The sequence below is a fragment of the Citrobacter sp. TBCS-15 genome (assembly GCF_005280815.1).
GTDB lineage: Bacteria > Pseudomonadota > Gammaproteobacteria > Enterobacterales > Enterobacteriaceae > Citrobacter > Citrobacter werkmanii.
Genome location: NZ_SZWK01000251.1, coordinates 239,332 through 262,771, shown reverse-complemented (window position 1 = coordinate 262,771; position 23,440 = coordinate 239,332). Strand labels below are relative to the sequence as shown.

Here is a 23,440-nt window from a genome sequence, read left to right as displayed (position 1 = left end):
CTATTTTGCTTACTCAGACAGCTGTAGCGTCTGAGTAAGCTGCTGACGTATCTCCGCTAACATTGCGTCGAGAATAAACTGTACACGCCAGGGCTGATATTCACGCTTGCGGAAAATCGCCACCAAATCCAGCCACCATTCGTGCTGTTCGGAGAAACAGGGAACCAACAATCCGGACTGAACATCTTTTTGTATACTCGCATAAGGCGCAAAAACAATGCCCAGATGATTACGCGCCAGCGCCAGCGCGGATTGCGTATTGTCACAGACGTAGTTTCCGGTCACCCGATAATCATGCATTTCCTTGCCGCCCGCGGAGCTGAAGCGCCAGATATTGGCCTCATCAATCATCATGGAATCGATTAAAATACAGGAATGATTTTCCAGCTCATCAGGGCTGTTAATGGGATGCTGTTTGATATATTCAGGGCTGGCAAACGCCATCACTGCATATTTGGTAATAAAGCTGGCGACCAGTGATTCATCTTTAGGATGCGCATAGGTAATTAAAACGTCACAATCATCCGGGAAGTCTACACCTTCATAAAATGCTTTCCGTTCAAGATTGCAGGTTTTCAGCGAGAGAGTAATACCACCGATATCCTGAATTTTTGCAATAACATGTTGCGATAAGTAAGCAATAATTCCGGTTGGTGCATATACCGTTACCTTGCCACGTTTTTCATGCTTATAATCAGCGATGAAACTATTTAGCTGATCGTTTCTGTCCAGCATGTCATTGATGTAAGGTAGCAGCGCTACACCAAAGGGCGTCAGGGTCAACTGTCGGGTGGTGCGATCAAATACCTTTAGCCCAACTTTTGATTCAAAATCAGCAAGGTACTTGCTGACATTAGCCTGTGCGATGCCGAGAACCGTAGCGGCATGACTGATGTTTTCACTGGCAGCAATTACCGAAATAATCTTCAGTTCCCGGTGTTTGAGTTGTAATTTGTTCATCGCCAAACCCAATATATATATGTTTGTATATATTACTATATAAATATGGAAGTTGCATCGATGAAATTGTAAGCATTATTATGCACCCGCTTTGTGGCTTATTTTAAAATGGAATGTTGGCATGTTAATTAAACGCAATATTGTGGCGCTGTTCGCCTTTTCTTTTATGGCGAGTGCAACTGCCGCAGAGTTTTCTATTGGCGGTGGCGCTGTATATAATGAATCTCCTTATCGTGGATATAATGATAATGTTCATGCAGTACCGCTTATCAGTTATGAAAGTGAATCATTTTATTTTAGGCAAACAACGTTAGGCTATATTCTTTCAAAAAGTGAAAGTAATGAATTTAGCATTACTGCTTCTTACATGCCGCTTGAGTTTGATCCCGGTGATAACGACGATCATGCGATGAAGCAGCTGGACAAGCGTGATGCAACCGCGATGGCGGGTGCCGCATGGTATCACCATGAAAAATGGGGCAGCGTGAAGGTCTCTGCCGCAGCGGATGTGCTGGATAACAGCAATGGCTGGGTGGCGGAAATGTCTATGTTCCGCCAAATGCCAATGGGCAAGCTGACGCTGACGCCGGCGATTGGCGTGCTCTACTATGACGAAAACTTCAACGAATATTACTACGGCATCTCTGGCAATGAATCCCGCCGTAGTGGGTTATCAAGCTACTCCCCAGGGGACAGCTGGACACCGTATGTTGGCCTGTCCGCTAAATACGCGTTGACCAGCAACCTGACGCTGCTGGCCAGCGCCAACTATAGCGTGCTGCCGGATGACATTAAAAATAGCCCGATGGTTGATCGCGATGACAGCTTTACCTTGATGTCCGGTCTGACCTGGCGTTTCTGATTCTCACCCGTTTGTCCTCAGGGAGGAGGGCAATCTTTTCATGATGCTTTGACGGATGGGGCTAACTGCCGCCATCCGTCGTCATCGTTACTGCTCGTTTATCCAGATTCGCATTTCGCCTTCACCACGGTTTGCCCAGCTAAACCACGGAATGAACGTCAGCGTATGCGCCTGACGCGAAGCTGGTGAAACATCGTAGTGCCACAACGCTTGTTGTGCCGCATTGTGGGCACTTTGCTTCACGCCTTCCGCCTGAATTAACATCTTATGGCTGAACAGTCCCTTACCCTCAAAGACCCTGAACTCACTCTCTTTTGGCAGCCACAGGTTATGCAACTCTTCGCCGTTGTCGGCCTGCTCCAGGCAATACACCAGCGGCCCACGCTGAATGGCGACTTTACCGGCAACATGGCGCACCAGTGGGTTTCCGTATACGCGACGCACGGGCATCGGCAGGGTCAGGCTTAGCGTATCCCCCTCCCGCCAGGTTCGGTTGATGTGCAAATAGCCTTTACGTATATCTTGTGCAACCGGTTGACCATTCAGCAAAATCTGCGGCGTGGTACACCAGTCCGGCAGGCGTAACGCGAGGGTATGATCGACCGGCAGCGGTGATTCAATGGCGATTGTTACCTGCTCATGCCACGGGTAATTTCCGTTAATGCGCAGCTTAAGCACGCCGTCTGCCACAGGAACTTCCATGCTATTGCCCACATACATGTTGATATACAGTGCGTCCTGACGTGGCGTATAGATGTAATGGCCAATAGAAGTAAGTACGCGGGCGATATTGGGCGGGCAGCAGGCGCAGCCAAACCAGCGCTGGCGAACGGGCTTCACATGGTCGTAAATATGATTGAATTTTAGAGATTTAGGATGCACCTCCAGCGGGTTAACGTAGAAGAAGTGCTTCCCGTCCAGCGCCATGCCGCCAAGTACGGTGTTATACAGGGCGCGCTCCATCACGTCGGCATACTGGCTGTCGGCTTCCATTTCCAGCATCCGGCGGGCGAACATCATCAGCCCGATTGAGGCGCAGCTTTCGGCGTACACGGAATCGTTGGGCAGATCGTAATCGCTGCTAAACGCCTCGCCGCTGCTTTGCGAGCCGATCCCGCCGGTAATATACAACTGACGCTGGGCCATATTGTTCCACAGACGCAAACAATCCTGACGCTTGCTTTCGTCCTGACTTAGGCGTGCCAGATGCGCCACGCCGGTCATCAGATAAACAAAACGTACGGCATGACCGATAGCCTCTTGCTGCTCTGAAACAGGCTGGTGTGCCTGGCTATAGGGCTTATCCTTCACCATCCACGCCGGACCGTAGGTGTGCCAGTAAGACGTTTGGCCGCGTTTTTTGTACTCTTCGTCATAAAAATGAGGTTGCGCACCGCGTTGCTCAACAAAGTAATTTACCAGCGCCATATAGCGTGGTTGCTGAGTGACTTCGTACAAACGCATTAATGCCAGCTCGATTTCCGGGTGTCCGGGGTAGCCGCGCAGTTGATCTTCTCCCAGCCCAAAAACGCTGTCGATATGATCTGCCAGGCGGCACACCACCTCTAACAGACGACGTTTCCCCGTCGCCTGGTAGAAAGCGACGCCCGCTTCAATCAAATGACCTGCACAGTACAACTCATGACACTCAGCGAGGTTAGTCCAGCGTTCATCCGGCGCTTTGACCGTAAAATACGTATTGAGGTAGCCATCATCACACTGGGCGGCGGCGACCAGTTCAATAACCTCATCGGCAGTTTTCTCAAGCTCCGCATCGGGCTTCTGGCACAGCGACCAGGCGACGGCTTCCAGCCATTTCGCCACGTCGCTGTCCTGAAAAACCATCCCGTAAAACTCGCCTTGCTGAAGGCCTGCGGCGATGCGGAAATTCTCGATCGCATGGCTTGGCTCCGCTTCTGTAATGCGGTCATTGAGCGCATCCCACTGGTAGGGGATCACCACGTCACGCACCAACTGCTGATATTGTCCGAGGAACGGATCGCTGACCGTGAGCTTATGCAGGTCGACTTCCAGTACATTCATTTCGTGCTCCTTAAGGCTGTACATGACGTTGACGCAGATCGGTAGCAATGCGCGACATCATCGGGTTATTGAGTTTGCAGATGCGGACAGACAGCGCCAGCAGCAGGTGGAACAGTGCGGGCAGCAGCGTCTCCATGGCAGTAATCCCTTGCAACGAACTGGCGGTTTGATTACCGGCGCCGGGATGATAGGCGACAAAAATAAACAACAGGCTGATGATCCCCGCACTGGAGGCCCAGGCCAGTTTGATGAAGAACAGGTTAAAGGCGAAATTCATGCCGGAAGAGCGCACGCCGGTTTTCCACTCGCCGTAATCATCGGCGAAGGCCATCAGCGAGAAGTGCAGCGGTAGCGTGAAGCCCAGGATAATGCCGTTACCGAGGATAATCGCCAGCCACAATGTCTGATAAGCCGGGCCGGTTGGCAGGAACCACATCAGCACCGCCAGCGTGGCCAACATCAGGTTGGTGTAGTAATAGAGTTTGACGGTATCAATGCGTCGGGTCAGCGGGCTGACGAGCACTGAACCGATGATAGAGGCAAAGGTTACCATGGTGAAAAACAGCGACGTGTAAGCGGTGCTGCCTTCCAGCACATAGGTAATGAAGTACATGTACCCGCCGCCGCGAATATTAAAGACGTTGATCAGCAGGAACGACATCACCAGCATCAGCAGCAACTGGTCATTTTTGCGCAGACCGCTAATATGTTCGCGCAGGGTAAATTTCCCCATCATCGCCAGCGGAACGCGCTCACGCACCCAGAAGAAGCAGCACAGGAACATGACCACTGCAACGGCGCAGAGCACGCCGACACCGAACTGGTAACCCTGCGCGGCATTGCCCTGGCCCAGCACATCCACCATCCACGGCAGGCCGACGGAGACGAGAAAACCCGCCACGCCGCACAACACAAAGCGCCAGGACTGGCAGGCGATCACCTCGTTGTGGCGGGTGGTCATGGTGTTAATCAGCGCACAGTACGGTACGTTGATGGCGGTATAGCCGACGGAGAGCAACAGATAGGTGCAGAATGCCCAGGCGATTTTTACGCCCATGCTGGCGTCTGGGACGGTAAAGGTCAGCACGCCGATAATGCCAATCGGAACCGCGACCCACAGCTGCCAGGGGCGAAAGCGTCCCCAGCGGCTTTGCGTCCGATCGGCGAGAACGCCCATAATGGGGTCGGAAATCGCATCAAACACGCGCAGGGCAATAAACAATGTGCCGACCAGCGCGGGTGTTAACCCGAAGACATCCGTGTAGAAGAACGTCAGGAAGTTCATGATCAGGCAGGTAATCACCGTCCCACCTGCATCACCTAACCCATAACCTATTTTTTCACGAAGGGATAATTTGTCGTCTTGTGCACGCTGTGCCAAATCAGATGTCGTAATCGGAGCCGAAGTCATAAATAACTCCCGGAAGTGATGTTCGGAAAGTGTCCCGCTACGCTGCGGGTTATTTGGATGTAATTTGCAAAATACCTGATTAATTTTGCACGATATGTTTGAGTCAACAAGGGAAGAGAAAAGTATAAAAAGGTGACAATTCCGACTTCATTGGGAAAATGTGATTTCGATCCGGCGAAAAGCAATTTTATCGTGAATAATCAAAGGTAAAGGTCGGTTTAATTAATGCAAAAAGCGGGAATTTGAATATATATGCTCGAATTGTCCATGTCTCTTCCGATTAAAGTGCAAAACGGCGGGTTATTTATTTCTCGTGGCGTCGGCAGTCATCCTGCACGGCAATTGCAATCCTGGGAAATAATCTTTGTCGAAAAAGGGACATTAACGATTCGCGAAGGCCATACTGTTTTTTGCGTGAATGCCGGAGAAAGTTTGCTGCTGTGGCCGCATCGCTTACATATTGGCGTCGGGCAATTTCCGCCCGATTTAAAATTTTACTGGCTGCACTTTGAGTTAACGACAGGAAACGATGCTTCATCAACAGAACCGTTACTTGCGATTCCTCAGCATACCAGGGTGAGCGAGCCGCAATATATTATTTCGCTGTTTCGCCAGTTTTTACGCGAGCAGGAAAACATTCATCGCAGCATGGCGCTGGAACTGATCCTGTTGTTGATTTTGCAGCAAATATCCGCGGCCGCCGGTGAGCAACCTGTTGATAGCCCTGGGAATGCGCTGGCATGGAAAGCGCAACAAATGATTCACACCCAGTTCCACCTGCCGATTGGTGCTTCAACGCTGGCGAGAGAACTGCATTGCAATGCCGACTATCTGGGACGTGTTTTCCGCGGCGCTTTTCGGCTGACACTCACCGAAGCGTTGCATCGTCAACGGGTGAGGGCGGCAGAAAAACTATTAATCAGCGATTCGCTGTCGCTCACTGAAGTGGCGCGGAGATGTGGATTTAACGACGTGGGCTATTTTCGCAAAATCTTCCGCAAGCATACCAGCCTGACCCCAGCGGCCTGGAAACGGCGCTATTGTAAGGAACATATAAACTCATAATCGATCAGTTGTTGTTACGTGTACAATAGAATAAAGGGGTATGGTCGTAGAGAAATAAATATCCATCGGCGTTCTGTTGTATGACTTGCAGGGCAAGTCCTCGATTGTGTTTCCTGAAGAAATCAGGTTTCCAGCTAAGGATAGGAATATCCCTTTTAGGTAGTTCGTTTGTTGATTTTGAGAACAGGTAAAGATTTTGCCCTTTACGCCAATAATCAAAAGTCACTTTATTACTGGTTTTTATTTCATGACCCTGTCGATCTCTGTAAATACCGGTTGCTTCATATTTACCCGAATCACCAGAAAAAGTGAAGTTCATGAGTACTTCATAAGATGAGATTTGGTCCTGCAATGTTAATTGGGCTTCACAGGAAAAATATTTATGCGCGGTAGACGTGCGCCAGCGGATGATAAATGTGGCCGCCAGTCCTGCTAAAAATATAATCCATAAGAATAAAGAAATTTTCTTAGTCATCATATTTCTCCATGAAAAATAATGATTTGCACTTTGCGAGAGAGGAGTTTATTTTATCGCGGCATATCAGAATAGACGTTCCGGATTGTGAGTTATTAAGTGTCATATATACAGTCTTTGCTGGTGGGCAGGTTAAGTTTTGTTTGACGTAGAACTGGTTAAAGACTTGAGTACTTTTCTCCTTGCCTGACCATGACGAGTAGACCTGGCAGCCATGTAATTTACCAATATCTATGTAATGAGCATAAAAAGAGTTTTCATGCTGATGTGAGTAGAGAATGAAAAATAGTAAAAATATGCCACCAAGAAGTGGTATGAATATAGATCGCTGAAGAAAATTACTCTTGAATATATTTTTTTTTGCAGCGGTTGCCGGGGGGGAGAGTTCTACCGGAACGGCAACCTGCCGGGCAGTGCGAGCGGTCATGAACTCATCGAAAGGAATTGTCACTACATGAGCTTCAGCTTTGAAGCCTATTTTTGGCAGAGTGAATATGATTTCCTCATCCAGACCTACTCCTCTGAGAGCTTTCCTGATCAACGCAATACTCTGATATATCGCATTGGTGGAGACAATCGCCCCATTTTTTTCCCATACTTCACTGAACAGATACTTCTGGGTAACGGGCTGATGGTTATGCTGTAGCAGCAGTAAAAGGCAGGCAGACACTGGCGCGTGCAGCGAGATGTTTCTTTCTGGGTAATCCTTTAAAGAGGTTAGACGATTTTTATCAGGTTCAAAAACAATTAATTTATTGATAATGATGACATTTTTCACTTTCATGCCCAACATGTAACAAAGAGAGTCCGTTCTGAATCAGAATAAATCATCAAACATCATTACCCAGTTTCAGTGGAATGGCTTAAGGTCAATCTCAACGAAGTGATTATCACGCAACAGAATGCTTCAGTGAAACTCAAACAGAATTATTATCCGTGATTTGAGATAAATAATTGGTTTTGCATTGTCATTATGAGTGCGTACGATTTGTTAGAGATTTATTCTGTAAATTTGCTGCTTGAAAAAGTATCATTTTATTAACCGGTATATTATTTTACATTTTATTCTGATTTTGGCTGGAATGTTGCTAGAGGAAGGGTGCACAGAATGTATATTGAAATTAATTTTCATCACTTTACACTTGCAGTGTGAAAGTAAAGGAGGAATGAGAATGTCTGGATATCATCGGCTGATGTTAAAGTGAGTCGCTGAACTATGAAATATCAATTACAGGGATTTATGATTGGTAGAGAAATTTTTTTCGATGTTAAAGAAGCCAGAATATTTAGACTTCCGGTACATAAGATGGATAGCATCATTTTATTTGGTGGTATATTTCTGAATAGTACGATGTTTCGTCTGTTGATCTATCTTTTGATAAACGCCGAGAATCGATATGTATCGCGAGATGAATTACTTAGCAATATCTGGGAAAAATATGACTTAAGTGCCTCAACACAACGGTTATGCAAAGTAGTAAGTAATTTGAATAAAAAATTGAGCCTTTTAGGGTTGCCTGCAGATACCATTGTTAATGTTAAAGGCAGTGGCTACATTATAAGACTGAATAATATAAAACCGCTATATGGTTTAGTTGATTTTTAATATAAGTCCGACACCTGTGGAAAGTTTTTTTCGTGAGCGTGATGTCGCCTCCGAAATATTATCCTGGGCAGTAATGCCCAGGATCTTTTTACAGGATAAACATTTCTTACTCCGGTTTCTGTATCAAGTGGAAAATATTAATCACTTCTCTGGGCATTTCTACTGGATGGCATAAATATGAAAATAAAGTACTTTTTTCTAAATTTAAAATTAAATAAAAAGATGCTATTAGGTTTTTCTGCGATGTTTATCATCATGATTTCTATTATGGCTTCAGGATTGTTTGGCTTAAGGCACATCCAGGAGCGTGTTGATAAAAATGCAGTTAGTATCAAACTCCTCGAAAGTTTGGCAGCAGCAAAACTTAGCCGAATTAGCTATGAGTTATCTGGAGAAGCCGCTTATGTTAAACAAAATAAGGTTGCTATGGCGCAATTGTCACAGCATCTTGAAAATTTGTTTGCTTTCACATGGTCTGAAAGTGGTTTGGATATTCTTAATCGAAGCAAACGCGCACTGAAAAATTGTTTCGAAGATTGGGAAGTGTTTGACTCATTAATGACGAAAAAGGTAGCAATGCAACAACGGCTTGATAGTCAGGATTTTTACACTAAATCAACGAGCTTAAACCGCTGGAGCTATGATATAGCTTTGCAGCCAGAACTCGGGATGATGATATCTCAATTTAGTTTTGCGATGAGTGATTTGGATACATTGCTCAGTGAATATTTGAAGTCACCGACAGAAAATAAATTGCATACGCTACAAACCCGTATTGATGAAAGTCTGGCTCTTGGCGAGCGATTCAAATCATTATTATCAAGCGAGAGGCAATCCTATCTTGACAATATTATTAAGGAAATAAAAGGTTACGCCAGTGATATTGTGCCTTATCGCCAATTAAATAATGAGGTGCTTGAAGTATCCAGTAAGCTGGCAAAAAATGCGGCTGAATTAGCGCACGGAATTCATGATATTAATGCGCTTATGCAACAAAGGGTGGTGGAAGTTTCTACTACGGTTGAATGGCAAATGGAGATTGTGGCTTTAGTGGGAATTGGTATCGGGATTTTATTGGCATGGCTGATTACGCGCTCGATAACGTTGCCAATTCAGGATACTTTACGTTTGGCAGAACAGATTGCCAAAGGGGATCTGACTCACGATCTTAAGACTGAACGACGCGATGAACTGGGTTCATTAATGCAGTCGATATATACAATGAATAACAATCTGAAAACGATTATTCATGACGTGAGAGAAGGTGTAGATAGTGTCGCACGCTCTTCATCAGAGATAGCATCGGGAAATATTGATTTATCTTCTCGTACAGAAGAACAAGCGGCTGCTGTGGTTGAAACTGCGGCGAGTATGGAAGAATTAACTTCAACTATTGCACTTAATGCAGCAAATGCCAACGATGCGCTAAAGCTGTCTGAACTTGCAGCGAAAAAAGCCAATGAAGGATGCCAAATTTCTCAGGTTGTTATTGAATCAATGAAAAACGTCCGAACTAGCTCACACCGTATTTCGGAAATTACCTCTGTAATTAATGGGATCGCTTTTCAGACGAATATTCTGGCGTTGAATGCTGCCGTTGAAGCAGCACGCGCTGGGGAGCAGGGGAAAGGGTTTGCAGTTGTTGCAGGAGAGGTTCGTAATCTTGCCCAGCGCAGCGCGCAATCAGCTAAAGAGATTGAGGAATTGATCACTGATTCGGTTAAACAGGTTGATTCCGGTTTTGCATTGGTTGAACGTTCGGGGATTGCGATTGCGGATATTGAGCAATCAGTCATTCGGATGCGCGATATTATGGCGGATATTGCACTGGCAACCAGTGAGCAAAGTTGGGGTGTTACTCAAATTGCTCAGGCAATGACGGAAATGGATACGACTACACAACAAAATGCGGCGTTGGTTGAGGAGTCCTCTGCAGCAGCGAGTTCGTTAGAGGAACAGGCGCTTAAGCTTGAAGAGGCTATTTCTGTTTTCCACGTATCACATGAATATAATAACATCCCACAGACTCTAATGGGCATTCGAAAAATGAGTGTAGAAGCTGTGAAGCAGGAAAGTAATCACAATAATTGGGTTAAATTCTAAATAATTAGCCGCTGCTAACTGGCAGCGGCTATCACTTATGCTACTGCCCGTAATAGGCATTCGCGCCATGTTTACGTAGATAGTGTTTATCCAGTAACTCAGGCTGCATATCCGGTAACTGCGGGGCCAACTGGCGTGAGAACAGCCCCATATAGGCGCACTCCTCAAGTACCACTGCGTTATGCACAGCATCCGCGGCGTTTTTACCCCAGGCGAACGGGCCGTGTGAATGCACCAGTACCGCCGGAACCTGCATCGGGTTCAGGTCCCGTTGCTCAAACGTTTTAATGATCACTTCGCCGGTCTGGTATTCATATTCACCGATGATCTCTTCCATGGTCATCAGTCGGGTACATGGGATCGTGCCGTAAAAGTAGTCGGCATGCGTGGTGCCCCATGCCGGGAGATCAAGACCCGCTTGCGACCAGATTGTCGCGTGGCGTGAGTGCGTGTGCACAATGCCGCCGATCTCAGGGTAACGGCGATACAGCGCCAGATGAGTTGGCGTGTCGGAAGAGGGTTTTTTACTGCCTTCAACCACGTTGCCGCTGGCGATATCCACCACCACCATATCATCGGCGGTCATCACGTCATATTCCACGCCGGATGGCTTGATCACCATCAGCTTGCGTGTTTCATCTACTGCGCTGACGTTACCCCAGGTAAAGGTGACTAAACCATGTGCCGGCAGCGCCAGATTCGCCGCCAGTACCTCGGCTTTCAGTTGTTCTAACATGGGAAACCTCCTTCCTGCATACGGTCTTCTATCCAGCGTCGGGCCTGGATAATTTCCAGCACCGGTTCTTTTGCTTTTTCCGTCCACATTTCAATCAGAAACGATCCGCGATAGTTCAATTGATGCAGCGTTTTGAAGATGCCCACAAAGTCCACACATCCTTCGCCAAAGGGGACATCGCGAAACTGGCCCGGATGAGTTTCGGTTACCGGCAGCGTGTCCTTCAGATGGATCGCGGCGATACGGTCGATGCCCAACGTCAATTCAGCCGTAACGTCATTACCCCATGCGCTGAGGTTGCCTACGTCCGGGTAGACGGTGAACCACGGCGATGAGAGCATGTCATCCCACTTTTTCCACTTGCTGATCGAGTTCATAAATGCGGTATCCATAATTTCTACCGCCAGCATCACCTGCGCGGCGGCGGCTTGCTCAACTGCCCATGCCAGCCCCTCGGCAAAGCGCTGCTGTGTACCTTCGTCATGTTCTTCGTAATAGACGTCGTAACCGGCCAGTTGAATTGTGCGAATACCTAAATCCCGGGCCAGGCGGATGGCTTTGGTCATGATGTCGCGTGCCCGGGCGCGGACGGCTTCATCGCGACTGCCAAAGGGAAAACGGCGGTGGGCCGACAGACACATAGAAGGAATGGCCACGCCGGTTTCCAGCATCGCGCTCACCAGCGATGCGCGCTGGGCAGGAGTCCAGTCAAGGCGCGACAGACGTTCATCGGTTTCATCTACCGACATTTCAACGAAATCAAAACCGCAGCTTTTCGCCAGCACTAACCGCTCCGGCCAGGTGAGGTCTTTGGCCAGCGCTTTTTCATAGATACCTAACGGATGGTTACGCATATTTTGCTCCCCAGATGGCGTCGATTTGCGCATGGAATTCGGCGGCCACCTGCGCCGGGTTTTGTGCTCCCGCCAGCGCGCGTCCAGCGATAAAGGCTTTGACGTTGATGTCGCGAAACAGCGGCAGGTCGGCGGGCGTAATTCCACCGGTAATTGACAGCTCCAGACCGATATCAGAAAGCGCCTTCATCCGCGCCAGGTCCGCTTCTCCCCACTGTTGACCGCTGGCCTGCGCATCGCGTCCACGGTGATAAATTGCCTGGCGAACGCCGACGCGATACCAGTCGCGGGCATCATCCAGGGTCCAGTTGCCGAACAGTTCCATCTGAATTTCGCCGTCGCAGGATTGCGCGACGCCATGGCCTTTTTCCACCGTAGCGAGCGGTGCGGCGCAGATGATGGTCATCCAGTTGGCGCCTGCGTCAAACGCCTGCTGTGCGAGAGTTTCGCCCGCATCGGCCACCTTCCAGTCGGCGACGATGATTTTATTCGGGCACTGTGCTCGCAGCGCTTTCACGGCGGAAAGGCCTTCGGTTAAGCAGAGAATAGTGCCTGCCTCAACGATATCGACACTTTCCTGTAGCAGCGCGACATCGCGTTGGGCCGCTTGCAGATTCGTGTGGTCAAGCGCCAGTTGCAGTAATGGTCGACTCATTATTCGTGCTCCTTAATACGGGCGTGATAGCCCTGCAGTGCGGTAATTAAATTCTGGTATTGGCGGTATTTGCGCTGATAGTTCGCATGCGCCGCGGCGTCCGGCAACAGGGTTCGTACCGGGTGCTGTAAGCTGCGCTGGGCATCGCTGAAATTGTGATAAACACCGGTGCCTACGCGGGCGGCGAGCGCTGCGCCAAAGCAGCCTGTCTCTTCAACCTGAGGCAGTTCGATACGTAAACCGCTGACGTCCGCCAGCATTTGCATCCAGACGTTGGAATGCGCCGGACCACCGGTAACGCGCAGGGTATGCGCCTTGGTAAAGCGCTCACGCATACGGTTGAGGTGGGTCATATGGCTGAAAACCACGCCTTCGTAGATGGCCTGTAACAAGTAGGCACGGGTGTGTATAGCCTGCATGCCATAAAAACCGCTGGTCATCTCCATCCCGGCGTTACTGCCATACAAAAAAGGCAGGAATAAAAGATCGCTACTGGCTTTTGGCAAGCTGGCAACGGCCTGGTTGATCTCATCGAAAGAGAGTTCGCCCCACTGGGCGGTAAACCACTCCAGATTGCCGGAAGAGGTCGGGCTGGCTTCGTGAACGATGTACTGCCCATCATTGACATAGCGGCCATAGACGTAAGGATGCGCTTCGTGGTTGCGCAGGCCGTGAGCGATCCCGCTGGTGACGGCCCAGGTTCCCATCACCGCGTTGAGGGTGTGTTCATCTTCGATCCCGGCGCAGAGTGCGGTGGAAACCACATCAAACAGACCGCCGACGACGGGAGTACCCGCCGCCAGACCGGTTATGGCGGCTGTTTGAGCGGTGATTTCCCCGCATATTTCTGCTGAACCGACAATAGGCGGTAGCGCATTGTCGACTTCACTGATGCCCAGCCACTGGGTCAGACGCGGGTCGTACTGGCCTGTCGTCATGTTGTAGAGGTTGGACTCAGAGATGTTGCTCTCTTCGCAGCCTTTCACGCCGGTTAAGCACCAGCGCAGGTAGTCATGGCCCATCATGACGCTGCCGATTTGCGCGTAGCGTTGCGGTTCATTTTCTTTCACCCAGCGCAGGAGGGATGCGGGATGTCCGGTCCACAATGTCTGGCGAGTGATCGGGTAGAGCTGCTCGGGGATCCCATCCTGCTGCCAGCGCTGAACGATGCCCATCGCACGTCGGTCGGAAGAGAGAATGGCATTGCCCAGCGGCTTATCCTGTTTATCGAGAAGGAACAGTCCCTTGCCCTGAGCGGAAATACCGATGCCTTTGATTTGTTCACCGGATACGCCAGTGCGCTTCAACAGCCCGGCAATGGTGGCAACACACTGTTGCCACAATTGGTGCATATCGCGTTCGGCGTAACCCGGTAATGGCGATACGGTCTGCAACGATTGCCGGTTAATTCCATGCTCATGACCTTTGGCATCATACAAACCGGCTTTCAGATAGGTACCGCCACAATCGATCCCCAGCCAAAAGGTCTCTCTATCACTCATCTTTGTTATCTCATTTTTGCCGGATGGCGCTGCGCGTATCCGGCCTTGGGTATTTATTGATTTTGTAGGCCCGGTAAGCGCAGCGCCCCCGGGCATTGTTTTACGCCGTGCGTTTATGTGGGTTCAGTGTTTTGAGCGGCGCGGAACCCGCGTCGCATTTCGCTGGCAGCAGCAGCGCCATCAGCGCGGCCAGAGCCAGTGAGACGGCCAGGCAGTAAACGCCTGCATCTTTGCTGTACAGGGTGATAAGTACGCCGACCGCGTAAGGACCGCAGAAACCGCCGAGGTTACCCAACGCATTGATGACCCCACGTGCGCCACCGGCCATTTCCGCGCTGAACAAACGCGCCGGAATAGTCCAGAACACGCCTGCAGCCGATTGCAGGAAGAATCCGCAGCCAACCAGTGCGGCATAAGCCAGCCAGACGTTATTTTTCAGTGCTACAGAGAGGAACATGCACAGGGCAAAGCCAATCAGCGGCAGGCAGACGAACAGCTTGCGTTTGCCGGTCCGGTCAGAGAGGGAAGAGAACAGGAACATCCCGGCAATCGCGCCGACGTACGGCAGAATAGCGAGCATGCCAACTTGCCCCATGCTGCTGTGGGTCAACTCTTTGAGGATGGTCGGCAGCCACAGGGTGTAACCGTAAATCCCGGTCTGATAGAAGAAGTTCAGCGCGATAAGTTGCCACATGGTTTTGTCGGACAGCACCGCGCCCAGAGAGGCATTTTTGACCTCTGTTCCGGCAATCGCTTTTTGCTCGGCGGCCAGGGTTTCTACCAGGTAATTTTTCTCCTCCTCAGAGATCCAGCGCGCTTCCTGCGGACGGTCGTAAACGGTATAGGCCCACAGCACCAGAACGACGACGGAGAGTAAACCTTCAATGATGAACAGCCAGCGCCAGTCGAGTACGGTGATTATCCAGCCTGAGAGCGGGGCGGTAATGATCCCGGCAATAGGCACGAACATAATCACAATCGCATTGGCGCGACCGCGTTCGGCGTCGGGGAACCAGTTACTGATCATCGTCAGCACCACCGGCAGCATGCCGCCTTCGGCCACGCCGAGTAAGAAACGCAAAACCAGCAGTTGATACTGATTAGTGATCAATCCCGTCAGTACGGAAATAACCGCCCAGGCAACCAGCGACCAGCCGATAAATTTCTTGCCGCTGCCGTGTACGGCAATTTTTCCGCCGGGAACCTGTAAAAACAGATAACCGATGAAGAAAATCCCGCCAGCCAGACCGGCCATGGTGGCGGAAATACCTAATTCTTCATCCATGCCGCCGGGCATCGCAAATGCGATATTAACGCGGTCCATATAAGAGATAATACAAGCGATCAAAATCGGGGGAATAATCCGCAGCCAGCGCTGACGGGGTATATCTTTGAGTGTAGGGCGAGAGGTCATGTTCATATTAATATTCTCGTAGGGTCGTATTTTTATAGTTTTGCTTTGTTTAATGCAGCGATGCCGTCGCGTAATATCGCTACGCGATGGTTCACATCTGCATTGGCATTTATTTCCAGCAATTTAATACCGGCAAACTGCAATGGATCGCTTCCTGCGCAGGCGAATAATTCGCGGGCATGGTCCGTGGTCATCAGGCTCTGCGGACAGAAAGGGGCAAATGGTGCGTGAAGGTCCTGCCACTCGCCGTATTCTCCTGTCAGCGTCGTGCCGGAGAACATCAGCGCGCCCAGTTTCCCGGCCCGTTTGGCCTGCTGCGTGTGGGCCAGCGGTAGGGCGAGGTCCTGCCCTTCAATCGCCGATCGCGCCCAGTTAATACACACGCTGATGTCGTAACCGGCGATCGCGTCCAGTACGTTTTCTAACGGCAAAAATCCTTTGCGTGGTGCGGGGCCAGTCATAGCATCGCAATGTTCCAGTACCAGATCGCAGGACCAGTCCCAACGGGTAATTTCCTGGAGCGAACGGGCAAACGCGTCGGTGGCCTGAGCGACATTTGGGGTGCTTGCCAGTGGAGCGGCATGCAGTTCAAGGGCGATTATTTTCCCGGCACTGGCCGCATTAATATGGTTGATTTTCTGGTGCAGATGGCGGTAATACGCCACACAGGCCTGACGCTGCTCTTCGTTGCTGGAGGCCAGCCCAAAACCGCTATTGTTACCACGACGGCGCATGGTCTCCATAATCGCTGTGACCACGATTTGCCACTCGCCTGGCGTATGGCGCAATAACCACTCGTCACCTAACGGATGCAGATGCTCAAGGCAGGGCTGCTCCAGTCCGCGAATATCCGGGGTATCGGAGAGTTGACGCCAGAAGTCCTTCTCTTCCTCTTCACTCTTTTGGTGAAATGAGGGTGCACAAGGGTACGCACCGATAATATAACCGGTAGTGTTAGCTTTCATTTTTGTGCTCCTTTTATAAAACTGAAATAGCAACCTTCACGACTATTTTGCGGATCGGCGTGGCGACAGTTTTATGACATGCTGGACGATGAACATCCTGCGGGAAAAATATGGCATAACTTCCCGGAATCATTTCAATAAAAGATTCATGTTCGCTGGCGTGATAAAAAATAATATCGCGCTGTTCTAATAACGATTCGCTGATTTGGTTATTTCCGGTATCAATGGCGATACCGATTTTTTCTTCACCCCAGGCTAAAAACTGAATATCCAGATAGCGGCGATGTACTTCAGGGCGATTTTCGGCAGCGTCACGCGTGGTTAAATCGATAATTTGTGCGAAGATATTTTTACCTTCTATCTCCACCACGCCCGGCTCAAGTTTGCGGAAATCCGTGGTGCGCAGGAAATCGAGCGCCCTTTCAATCGCCACGGGCAAACGACACGGGTTAGGCTGAGAGATATGTCCAAAGATCATGGTGTTGCTCCTTACAGCGCCTGAATTTTTGCCCAGACGCTGTCATCAACGGTGATACCGTTACGGCGATTTTCTTCCAGTAGCTTTGTAAACTCGTGGCCTGGCAGACGAACAGGCGTGTTTTCATCCGCGCGTTCGGCGGTGGTGATGAAATCCATAATCCGCTGTAGTTTGGCATCGCGCGTGGCGCCATCGATCAGCTTATCCACTTCAATGGCGATGAAAATCTGCGAAACGCCATATTCGTCGCTGTTATCCTGAGTGACCTCCGCAACGGAAGAGCCGTCAGAAAGCAGGGTGGCAATCATATCCAGCACAATCGACAGACCTGAACCTTTCCAGTAACCCATTGGCAGAATGCGACGATTTTTTTCGATAATGCCAGGCTCTTTGGTGAGATTGCCTTCATCGTCAAAGCCACCGTCTACCGGCAGTTCGCGACCGGCCAGGCGATTCACTTCCAGCATGCCGTAGGAGAACATCGACATCGACATATCAACCATGGTGATTGGCGTGGAGGGGATGGCGACAATCAGCGGGTTAGTACCAATGCGGCACTCCTTCGAACCCCACGGCGGCATGACGGCAATTGAGTTGGTCCAGCAGATACCAATGTACCCTTTCTCCGCGGCCTGCCAGCCATAGCTGCCGCCACGCATCCAGTGGTTGGCGTTACGCAGCGCCACCAGACCAATACCGTGATCGGAGGCCAGCTCAATGGCTCGGTCCATCATCTTTTTCGCCGTCAGGTTGCCGATCGAACGCTGGGCATCCCATTGCTCAATCGCCCCCAGGCTGGTGATGCGCAGTGGTTTGGCTTCAGGAATGATGTCGCCGTTATCCAGTTGTTGAATGAAGCGGGGAAAACGGTTGACGCCATGCGAATAGACGCCGGATTCGGTGGTGCGCGCGAACATTTCGGCACAGGCATCGGCGGTTTCAACGGCGATACCGCGTGCCAGCAGTACCCGATTGAACGCATCTTTTAACTGTTCAAAGGTGACTTTCATTCCTGTTTCCTTGTTTAAATTTGATCGCTTTTTTATCTCTAAATTTCACTATGCGAAATCTGATTTCAAATATAGCGATCAAAATTTAACAGATCAACGGGGTGGCCTGTTTTTTAAAATCTGCAAAATCAAATAGTTGTGTTTTTTTGGTTCAGATCGTGAACTGAAACACACTTTGCGCTACCATCAGAGCGCGACGAAAAGGGGAGCGGAAAAAATGGGCACAAAAGAGAGTGAAATGACGCAAGACAAAGAGAGGCCAGCCGGAAGTCAGAGCCTGTTCCGTGGTTTGATGTTGATTGAGATCCTGAGCAACTATCCGAATGGGTGCCCGCTGGCCCACCTGTCTGAACTGGCGGGGCTGAACAAAAGTACCGTGCATCGACTCCTGCAAGGATTGCAGTCCTGCGGCTATGTCACACCCGCACCCGCTGCGGGCAGCTATCGGCTGACCACTAAATTTATCGCCGTTGGGCAGAAGGCGCTGTCGTCACTGAATATCATCCATGTCGCCGCGCCGCACCTTGAAGCGCTGAATATTGCCACCGGCGAAACCATCAACTTCTCCAGCCGTGAAGATGACCACGCTATTTTGATCTATAAGCTCGAGCCGACAACGGGCATGCTGCGTACCCGCGCCTATATCGGCCAGCATATGCCGCTGTACTGCTCCGCGATGGGCAAAATCTATATGGCGTTTGGGCATGCGGATTACGTGGCGTCCTACTGGGAGAGCCATCAGGATCTGATTCAGCCTCTGACCCGCAATACCATTACCGGTTTACCGGCGATGTATGACGAACTGGCGCAAATCCGCGAAAGCAGTATGGCGATGGATCGAGAAGAGAACGAGCTGGGGGTTTCCTGTATTGCCGTGCCGGTGTTTGATATTCACGGTCGGGTGCCGTATTCGGTGTCGATTTCACTTTCTACCTCACGTCTGAAGCAGGTAGGGGAAAAGAATTTACTTAAGCCGCTGCGCGAAACCGCTCAGGCAATTTCCAATGAGCTGGGCTTTACCGTTCGCGATTAGGCGCATGCCTGGCGTCGTTCAGTCACCTGACAAAATTTAACCGTTTCCCCTGTCCGATCAAGGCAGCAGGGAGTCTCTCTCTGGCAATCTGTGGTTTTCACTCTGACGGAGGGGGCAATGAACGAGTTTATTATGGCGGATGCGGCAAAATGTATTGGGTGTCGTACCTGCGAAGTTGCCTGCGTTGTCGCACATCAGGAAAATCAGGATTGCGCATCGGTCTCCTCCGCGGCGTTTATCCCGCGGATTCGGGTGATTAAAGACGATGCCTTTACGACGGCAGTAGCCTGTCATCAGTGCGAAGATGCTCCCTGCGCTAATGTGTGCCCAACGCACGCTATTCGTCGTGAACATGGGCATATCTTCGTTGAACAGGCGCAGTGTATTGGCTGTAAAAGCTGCATGATCGCATGTCCGTTTGGGGCGATGAATGTTGTCGCACGAACGGCACGGGCGCAGGCGATAAAATGTGATTTGTGCTGGCATCGCGAGACGGGACCTGCATGTGTAGAAGCCTGCCCGACCAATGCCTTGCAGTGTATTGATGCTGTCAGTATGCAGCGACAGCGTCTGCGTTCACAGCCGCTGTGAAGCGATCCCGACCCACGCTCGGGTCGGGATTTGCGTTAGCCTTCCAGCCAGGCGCGCTCGATCTCTTCCGCCAGAATCTTCACGCCAGCTTCGATTTTCTCCGGCTCTGGAACGTAATTCATGCGCATGCACTGATGAGTATGCGGCCAGGGTTTATCCAGCCCCGGGAAGAAGTAGTCACCGGGAACCATCAGCACGCCGCGCGCTTTCAGGCGCTGATACAGCAGCTCGGTGGTGATCGGCAAATCTTTGAACCATAACCACAGGAAAATCGCCCCTTCTGGTTTATGGATGAGACAGCGATCTTCAGGTAAATAGCGGCGAATGATCGCAATAGTCTGCTGAACGCGTTGGTAATAAAACGGTTTGATCACTGTCTCAGAAAGGCGCAGAAGATCGTTACGTTTAATCATTTCGCACATCATCGCTGGTCCCATTCCGCCGGGCGCAAGGCTGATAATGCCGTTCATATTGGTGATGGCGGTGATGATTTTTTCATTGGCGATAATGATGCCGCAGCGGGAGCCTGGCAGACCCAGCTTAGAAAGGCTCATGCACAGCACAATGTTTGGGTTCCACAGCGGTCGCGCTTCGCTAAAAATGATGCCAGGGAACGGTACGCCATACGCGTTATCGATCACCAACGGGATGCCGTGCTGGTTGGCCAGCCGATCCAGCTTCATCAGCTCTTCGTCGGTGATCACGTTGCCTGTCGGGTTAGTCGGGCGCGACACGCAGATCATCCCCGTTTCTTCACCGATGTGCAGATGTTCAAAATCAACGTGATACTTAAACTGTCCTTCTGGTAACAGTTCGATGTTTGGGCGTGCAGAGACAAAGAGTTCTTCTTCCAGCCCGGAATCGGCATAGCCAATATATTCCGGCGCTAATGGGAACAACACTTTTTGTGTTGTTCCGTCGGCGCGGCGTCCGGCGAAGAGATTGAATAAGTAGAAAAATGCGCTCTGACTGCCATTTGTCAGTGCAATATTTTGTGGCTCGATATCCCAACCCTGCTTCTCACGTAGCAGTTTCGCCAGCTCGGCCAGTAGCTCGGTTTTACCTTGTGGACCGTCATAATTGCAAAGCGCATCAGTGGCTTTGCCGTTTTCCAGCATATCTGCCAGCAGAGACTGAAAGTAATTTTTCATCTCTGGGATTTGCGCCGGATTACCGCCGCCGAGCATGATGGCGCCTGGTGTGCGTAAGCCATCGTTGAGGTCCTCCATCAGGCGTGTGATGCCTGAATGGCGGGTAAATTTGTCGCCAAAAAGTGAGAATGTCATAGCAGGTGGTCTGTCGAACTGAGTAGTAAAGTGGCTAACCATAACGCTACCTATGGCGGGGTGCAAATCAGGGGTATCAGGCTGGATTGATGTTTTGTGCTGCAGATTTTTGTCGGGGTGGTGTTTTATCGTGAATTGGGCTTCTCGCATCAGCGAGTACGAGAAGCCCGTCAGGATCAGTGCTGACCGGCCCACACCACCATAACTTTATCGTTGCCATGTTCACGGACGAATCCGTATCCCTGCTTCAATGTCAGCGTGGTTTGTTTACCGGCGCCAATGGCGGGATGTCTGGCCCTGAACTGGCTGATACGTTGCCAGTGGGCGACGCTGGCGGCAGATTTCCCGGTCACATCCTGCCAGTTCATCTCTGAGCGCGTACCCTGCAAGGGATCGGAACCCGTGGGGCCAAAAGGCCGGGCCGACTCGTCACCGTAAAACAGTTGTACTGCCCCAGGCGCCAGTAGCAATAGCTCGGCGGCTTTGTCTCCACCCTCGCGAAACAGCCGGGTATCATGGGAGGAGAGATAGCTCAGGACGTTGAAACCCTGCAGTTTTTCCGCCATCTGCTGCCAGGTGAGATCCATATTTGCCAGACAATCAACGGCTTTCGCCGCCTGCTCCTGATAGTCGAAATTGATCATCGCGTCGAAACCGTGACGATAATAGTCGCTTAGCATGACGCCGTGACCCCAGGCTTCACCGGTCATCCAGAAGGGTTTATCATCCAGCGCTTTGTCCGGGTTGGCTTTCTTCCATTCGACCAGCGCCGCGCTGGCCTGTGTTTTGAGCTGCTGCCAGGCGGGCAGCTCAACGTGTTTGGCGGTATCGACCCGAAAGCCGTCAATTCCGTAATCGCGCACCCACTGACTGAGCCAGTGGGTCAGATAGTCACGGGGCGTGTAGCCGGCGATAGCTTTGGCGTGAGTATCTGGTTTGTGCTGATAAAAATTAGGCAGGCCGGAAGGCGTGGTGGATTCGGTTTTCAGATCGGGCAGAAAAGCCAGTGACATGGTCAGGTCGTCAAAGCCAGGGTTGTCGTAATTGCCAATATCGGTGCGGATCCAGTTTTTGCCCCACCATTTTTCCCAGCCGGTTTTATCGCTGAAGTTGATGTAATCATTAAAGCTATGCCAGCTCTGCCCGGCGGCTGGCTTCCAGTCCGTCCAGCGTTCGCCGAGCGTGTTTTTCAGCTCATCGCCTGATAAGTACAGCGCCCCAAACTGATATTCCTGCATATCCGCCAGCGTGGCGTAGCCTGCATGGTTCATCACGACATCGAACAGGACACGGATGCCGCGCTGGTGAGCGCCGTCAACCAGCGCGCGCAGATCGTTTTCGTTGCCCATATTGGCGTCGAGCGTGGTCCAGTCCTGAGTGTAGTAGCCATGATAGGCGTAGTGGGGAAAATCGCCTTTGGTGCCACCGCCGACCCAGCCGTGGATTTGCTCAAACGGCGCGCTGATCCATAGCGCATTGACGCCCAGTTGTTGCAGATAGTCGAGTTTGCTGGCAAGACCGCGTAAATCGCCGCCGTGGAAGGTACCAATTTCCTGCATACCGTCGTTGCGCCGACCGTAGCTGTGGTCATTGCCCGGATCGCCATTCATAAAGCGGTCTGTCAGGACGAAATATACCGTCGCGTTATGCCAGTCGAAAGCAGCGGGGGCGTCGGTTTCCGCCCGTTCCAGCAGCAACAATCCGTTACTGGTTGCGGCGGGCTGCAGGGTAATCGACCCGTTTTTTACCGTCGCCGTTTGGTTACTGTAGTAGTCGCGCACCACGGCGCCTTCCGGGAAGGTCTGACTGACGTCCAGCGTTAATGGCGAACCATCCCATTTCGGACACTGGCGAATTTGGACACTGACGGGGTCTGCGGCGCTTTTGACTGAGAGCATCAGCGTTGGCGTGCCGGAGCGGGTATCGACTTCCAGCGTGTAATCGCCGTCCTTGAATAAACGCCACTGCGGCGGGGCGCCTTCACAAGGTTTGAGCGACAGCATCTGGTTGAGTTTTATTGCATCAGCTGGCTGCCAGCACTGTTGGTCAAAATTCAGAATTAAAGGACGAGTACCCTTCGTCAACGCTGCATGGCTGACGAATTTACCCGTACCTTCCGCTTCGAAGGTGGGAAGTCCCTGAGAGGTCCATGTTGAGGCGATGGCAATTCCGGGTATTAGCGCCAGCGCAACGGCGGCAAGTTTCATAATGCTGTCCTTGATGCTGCGATTTTCGCCAGTTTGCCAGTGAAATCAGGCCGGAAACTCCTCCTTTGAGCTGATTCCGCCAGGAGGAGAAGTGAGGGTGAGCTAATGCGCGCAAAAAATGAACTTATTTTGCGATAACCCCCACATTTTCATCAAATTAATGGCGCCCCGAATCGTTAACGCG

Annotated in this window: 21 protein-coding genes; 6 read left to right on the top strand and 15 right to left on the bottom strand. The window is 50.8% G+C overall.

Features of this window, described 5'->3' with window-relative positions; translation table 11 throughout:
- Window positions 1–9: 9 nt before the first annotated feature.
- On the bottom strand, window positions 10–960 hold the full coding sequence (locus tag FDW96_RS14090; protein WP_042311631.1) for a LysR family transcriptional regulator: 951 nt from the start codon (window positions 958–960) through the stop codon (window positions 10–12).
- 121 nt (window positions 961–1,081) lie between these two features.
- On the opposite strand from FDW96_RS14090, the gene FDW96_RS14085 reads away from it, so the two are divergent.
- Window positions 1,082–1,822, top strand: coding sequence for a MipA/OmpV family protein (locus tag FDW96_RS14085; RefSeq protein WP_038635252.1), 741 nt, complete (start codon window positions 1,082–1,084; stop codon window positions 1,820–1,822).
- A gap of 87 nt (window positions 1,823–1,909) precedes the next feature.
- Here the strand turns inward: FDW96_RS14085 and FDW96_RS14080 are convergent, their stop codons facing one another.
- Both FDW96_RS14080 and FDW96_RS14075 read right to left on the bottom strand, forming a co-directional pair.
- Window positions 1,910–3,865: a glycoside hydrolase family 127 protein gene (locus FDW96_RS14080; RefSeq protein ID WP_137349123.1), complete on the bottom strand. Its 1,956-nt coding sequence runs from the start codon at window positions 3,863–3,865 to the stop codon at window positions 1,910–1,912.
- Window positions 3,866–3,875: 10 nt separating this feature from the next.
- On the bottom strand, window positions 3,876–5,276 hold the full coding sequence (locus FDW96_RS14075) for an MFS transporter (protein WP_137349122.1): 1,401 nt from the start codon (window positions 5,274–5,276) through the stop codon (window positions 3,876–3,878).
- A 252-nt stretch (window positions 5,277–5,528) separates the two neighbouring features.
- Between FDW96_RS14075 and FDW96_RS14070 the strand changes: the two genes are divergently transcribed.
- On the top strand, window positions 5,529–6,341 hold the full coding sequence (locus FDW96_RS14070) for an AraC family transcriptional regulator (RefSeq protein WP_042311635.1): 813 nt from the start codon (window positions 5,529–5,531) through the stop codon (window positions 6,339–6,341).
- A gap of 4 nt (window positions 6,342–6,345) precedes the next feature.
- Here FDW96_RS14070 and FDW96_RS14065 read toward each other — a convergent pair whose 3' ends face one another.
- Together FDW96_RS14065 and FDW96_RS14060 are read right to left on the bottom strand one after the other, a co-directional pair.
- Window positions 6,346–6,819, bottom strand: a complete 474-nt coding sequence (locus tag FDW96_RS14065; protein WP_137349121.1) for a hypothetical protein — start codon at window positions 6,817–6,819, stop codon at window positions 6,346–6,348.
- Entirely contained in the window at window positions 6,809–7,609 is an 801-nt protein-coding gene (locus FDW96_RS14060; RefSeq protein WP_061380930.1) for a winged helix-turn-helix domain-containing protein, read from the bottom strand. Before FDW96_RS14060 ends, FDW96_RS14065 begins: the two co-directional genes overlap by 11 nt.
- Before the next feature lie 423 nt (window positions 7,610–8,032).
- Here FDW96_RS14060 and FDW96_RS14055 point away from each other — a divergent pair, with 423 nt between their 5' ends.
- Together FDW96_RS14055 and FDW96_RS14050 are read left to right on the top strand one after the other, a co-directional pair.
- Window positions 8,033–8,422 carry a helix-turn-helix domain-containing protein gene (locus tag FDW96_RS14055; RefSeq protein ID WP_042311638.1) on the top strand — a complete coding sequence of 130 codons (390 nt, stop codon included), beginning with the start codon at window positions 8,033–8,035 and terminating at the stop codon, window positions 8,420–8,422.
- Between the two features lie 177 nt (window positions 8,423–8,599).
- Complete coding sequence (locus FDW96_RS14050; RefSeq protein ID WP_252362874.1) at window positions 8,600–10,525, top strand: methyl-accepting chemotaxis protein; 1,926 nt, start codon at window positions 8,600–8,602, stop codon at window positions 10,523–10,525.
- 40 nt (window positions 10,526–10,565) lie between these two features.
- On the opposite strand, the gene araD is transcribed toward FDW96_RS14050, so the two are convergent.
- From araD to yiaK, 8 genes are all read right to left on the bottom strand, one after another.
- On the bottom strand, window positions 10,566–11,261 hold the full coding sequence (gene araD, locus FDW96_RS14045; protein ID WP_137349120.1) for an L-ribulose-5-phosphate 4-epimerase: 696 nt from the start codon (window positions 11,259–11,261) through the stop codon (window positions 10,566–10,568).
- The gene (locus FDW96_RS14040) at window positions 11,255–12,115 is read right to left on the bottom strand and encodes an L-ribulose-5-phosphate 3-epimerase (protein ID WP_079225830.1); all 861 of its coding nucleotides are present in this window, start codon (window positions 12,113–12,115) and stop codon (window positions 11,255–11,257) included. The genes araD and FDW96_RS14040 overlap by 7 nt, the downstream gene beginning before the upstream one ends.
- A complete protein-coding gene (ulaD, locus tag FDW96_RS14035; RefSeq protein ID WP_137349119.1) occupies window positions 12,108–12,770 on the bottom strand; it encodes a 3-keto-L-gulonate-6-phosphate decarboxylase UlaD in 663 nt (220 codons plus the stop codon). Before ulaD ends, FDW96_RS14040 begins: the two co-directional genes overlap by 8 nt.
- On the bottom strand, window positions 12,770–14,272 hold the full coding sequence (locus FDW96_RS14030; protein WP_042311654.1) for an FGGY-family carbohydrate kinase: 1,503 nt from the start codon (window positions 14,270–14,272) through the stop codon (window positions 12,770–12,772). Before FDW96_RS14030 ends, ulaD begins: the two co-directional genes overlap by 1 nt.
- A gap of 100 nt (window positions 14,273–14,372) precedes the next feature.
- A complete protein-coding gene (locus FDW96_RS14025) occupies window positions 14,373–15,692 on the bottom strand; it encodes an MFS transporter (protein WP_061380935.1) in 1,320 nt (439 codons plus the stop codon).
- Window positions 15,693–15,718: 26 nt separating this feature from the next.
- Window positions 15,719–16,651 (bottom strand): DUF4862 family protein, encoded by a 933-nt coding sequence (locus FDW96_RS14020; protein ID WP_079225833.1) that lies wholly within the window; start codon window positions 16,649–16,651, stop codon window positions 15,719–15,721.
- Window positions 16,652–16,664: 13 nt separating this feature from the next.
- A complete protein-coding gene (locus FDW96_RS14015; RefSeq protein WP_137365846.1) occupies window positions 16,665–17,129 on the bottom strand; it encodes a YhcH/YjgK/YiaL family protein in 465 nt (154 codons plus the stop codon).
- An 11-nt stretch (window positions 17,130–17,140) separates the two neighbouring features.
- Window positions 17,141–18,139 carry a 3-dehydro-L-gulonate 2-dehydrogenase gene (gene yiaK / locus FDW96_RS14010; protein ID WP_137365845.1) on the bottom strand — a complete coding sequence of 333 codons (999 nt, stop codon included), beginning with the start codon at window positions 18,137–18,139 and terminating at the stop codon, window positions 17,141–17,143.
- Between the two features lie 217 nt (window positions 18,140–18,356).
- Here yiaK and yiaJ point away from each other — a divergent pair, with 217 nt between their 5' ends.
- Both yiaJ and FDW96_RS14000 read left to right on the top strand, forming a co-directional pair.
- The gene (gene yiaJ / locus FDW96_RS14005) at window positions 18,357–19,172 is read left to right on the top strand and encodes an IclR family transcriptional regulator YiaJ (RefSeq protein ID WP_038642923.1); all 816 of its coding nucleotides are present in this window, start codon (window positions 18,357–18,359) and stop codon (window positions 19,170–19,172) included.
- A 117-nt stretch (window positions 19,173–19,289) separates the two neighbouring features.
- On the top strand, window positions 19,290–19,763 hold the full coding sequence (locus tag FDW96_RS14000; protein ID WP_042311665.1) for a 4Fe-4S dicluster domain-containing protein: 474 nt from the start codon (window positions 19,290–19,292) through the stop codon (window positions 19,761–19,763).
- Window positions 19,764–19,798: 35 nt separating this feature from the next.
- On the opposite strand, the gene avtA is transcribed toward FDW96_RS14000, so the two are convergent.
- Both avtA and malS read right to left on the bottom strand, forming a co-directional pair.
- Complete coding sequence (gene avtA / locus FDW96_RS13995) at window positions 19,799–21,049, bottom strand: valine--pyruvate transaminase (protein ID WP_042311667.1); 1,251 nt, start codon at window positions 21,047–21,049, stop codon at window positions 19,799–19,801.
- A gap of 176 nt (window positions 21,050–21,225) precedes the next feature.
- Entirely contained in the window at window positions 21,226–23,256 is a 2,031-nt protein-coding gene (gene malS / locus FDW96_RS13990) for an alpha-amylase (RefSeq protein WP_137365844.1), read from the bottom strand.
- Window positions 23,257–23,440 lie beyond the last annotated feature (184 nt).

What these genes read in the sequence shown, in the direction of transcription:
- FDW96_RS14090 (WP_042311631.1), bottom strand. Translation starts at nt 960, where the DNA reads ATGAACAAATTACAACTCAAACACCGGGAACTGAAGATTATTTCGGTA.
- FDW96_RS14085 (WP_038635252.1), top strand. Translation starts at nt 1,082, where the DNA reads ATGTTAATTAAACGCAATATTGTGGCGCTGTTCGCCTTTTCTTTTATG.
- FDW96_RS14080 (WP_137349123.1), bottom strand. Translation starts at nt 3,865, where the DNA reads ATGAATGTACTGGAAGTCGACCTGCATAAGCTCACGGTCAGCGATCCG.
- FDW96_RS14075 (WP_137349122.1), bottom strand. Translation starts at nt 5,276, where the DNA reads ATGACTTCGGCTCCGATTACGACATCTGATTTGGCACAGCGTGCACAA.
- FDW96_RS14070 (WP_042311635.1), top strand. Translation starts at nt 5,529, where the DNA reads ATGCTCGAATTGTCCATGTCTCTTCCGATTAAAGTGCAAAACGGCGGG.
- FDW96_RS14065 (WP_137349121.1), bottom strand. Translation starts at nt 6,819, where the DNA reads ATGATGACTAAGAAAATTTCTTTATTCTTATGGATTATATTTTTAGCA.
- FDW96_RS14060 (WP_061380930.1), bottom strand. Translation starts at nt 7,609, where the DNA reads ATGTTGGGCATGAAAGTGAAAAATGTCATCATTATCAATAAATTAATT.
- FDW96_RS14055 (WP_042311638.1), top strand. Translation starts at nt 8,033, where the DNA reads ATGAAATATCAATTACAGGGATTTATGATTGGTAGAGAAATTTTTTTC.
- FDW96_RS14050 (WP_252362874.1), top strand. Translation starts at nt 8,600, where the DNA reads ATGAAAATAAAGTACTTTTTTCTAAATTTAAAATTAAATAAAAAGATG.
- araD (WP_137349120.1), bottom strand. Translation starts at nt 11,261, where the DNA reads ATGTTAGAACAACTGAAAGCCGAGGTACTGGCGGCGAATCTGGCGCTG.
- FDW96_RS14040 (WP_079225830.1), bottom strand. Translation starts at nt 12,115, where the DNA reads ATGCGTAACCATCCGTTAGGTATCTATGAAAAAGCGCTGGCCAAAGAC.
- ulaD (WP_137349119.1), bottom strand. Translation starts at nt 12,770, where the DNA reads ATGAGTCGACCATTACTGCAACTGGCGCTTGACCACACGAATCTGCAA.
- FDW96_RS14030 (WP_042311654.1), bottom strand. Translation starts at nt 14,272, where the DNA reads ATGAGTGATAGAGAGACCTTTTGGCTGGGGATCGATTGTGGCGGTACC.
- FDW96_RS14025 (WP_061380935.1), bottom strand. Translation starts at nt 15,692, where the DNA reads ATGAACATGACCTCTCGCCCTACACTCAAAGATATACCCCGTCAGCGC.
- FDW96_RS14020 (WP_079225833.1), bottom strand. Translation starts at nt 16,651, where the DNA reads ATGAAAGCTAACACTACCGGTTATATTATCGGTGCGTACCCTTGTGCA.
- FDW96_RS14015 (WP_137365846.1), bottom strand. Translation starts at nt 17,129, where the DNA reads ATGATCTTTGGACATATCTCTCAGCCTAACCCGTGTCGTTTGCCCGTG.
- yiaK (WP_137365845.1), bottom strand. Translation starts at nt 18,139, where the DNA reads ATGAAAGTCACCTTTGAACAGTTAAAAGATGCGTTCAATCGGGTACTG.
- yiaJ (WP_038642923.1), top strand. Translation starts at nt 18,357, where the DNA reads ATGGGCACAAAAGAGAGTGAAATGACGCAAGACAAAGAGAGGCCAGCC.
- FDW96_RS14000 (WP_042311665.1), top strand. Translation starts at nt 19,290, where the DNA reads ATGAACGAGTTTATTATGGCGGATGCGGCAAAATGTATTGGGTGTCGT.
- avtA (WP_042311667.1), bottom strand. Translation starts at nt 21,049, where the DNA reads ATGACATTCTCACTTTTTGGCGACAAATTTACCCGCCATTCAGGCATC.
- malS (WP_137365844.1), bottom strand. Translation starts at nt 23,256, where the DNA reads ATGAAACTTGCCGCCGTTGCGCTGGCGCTAATACCCGGAATTGCCATC.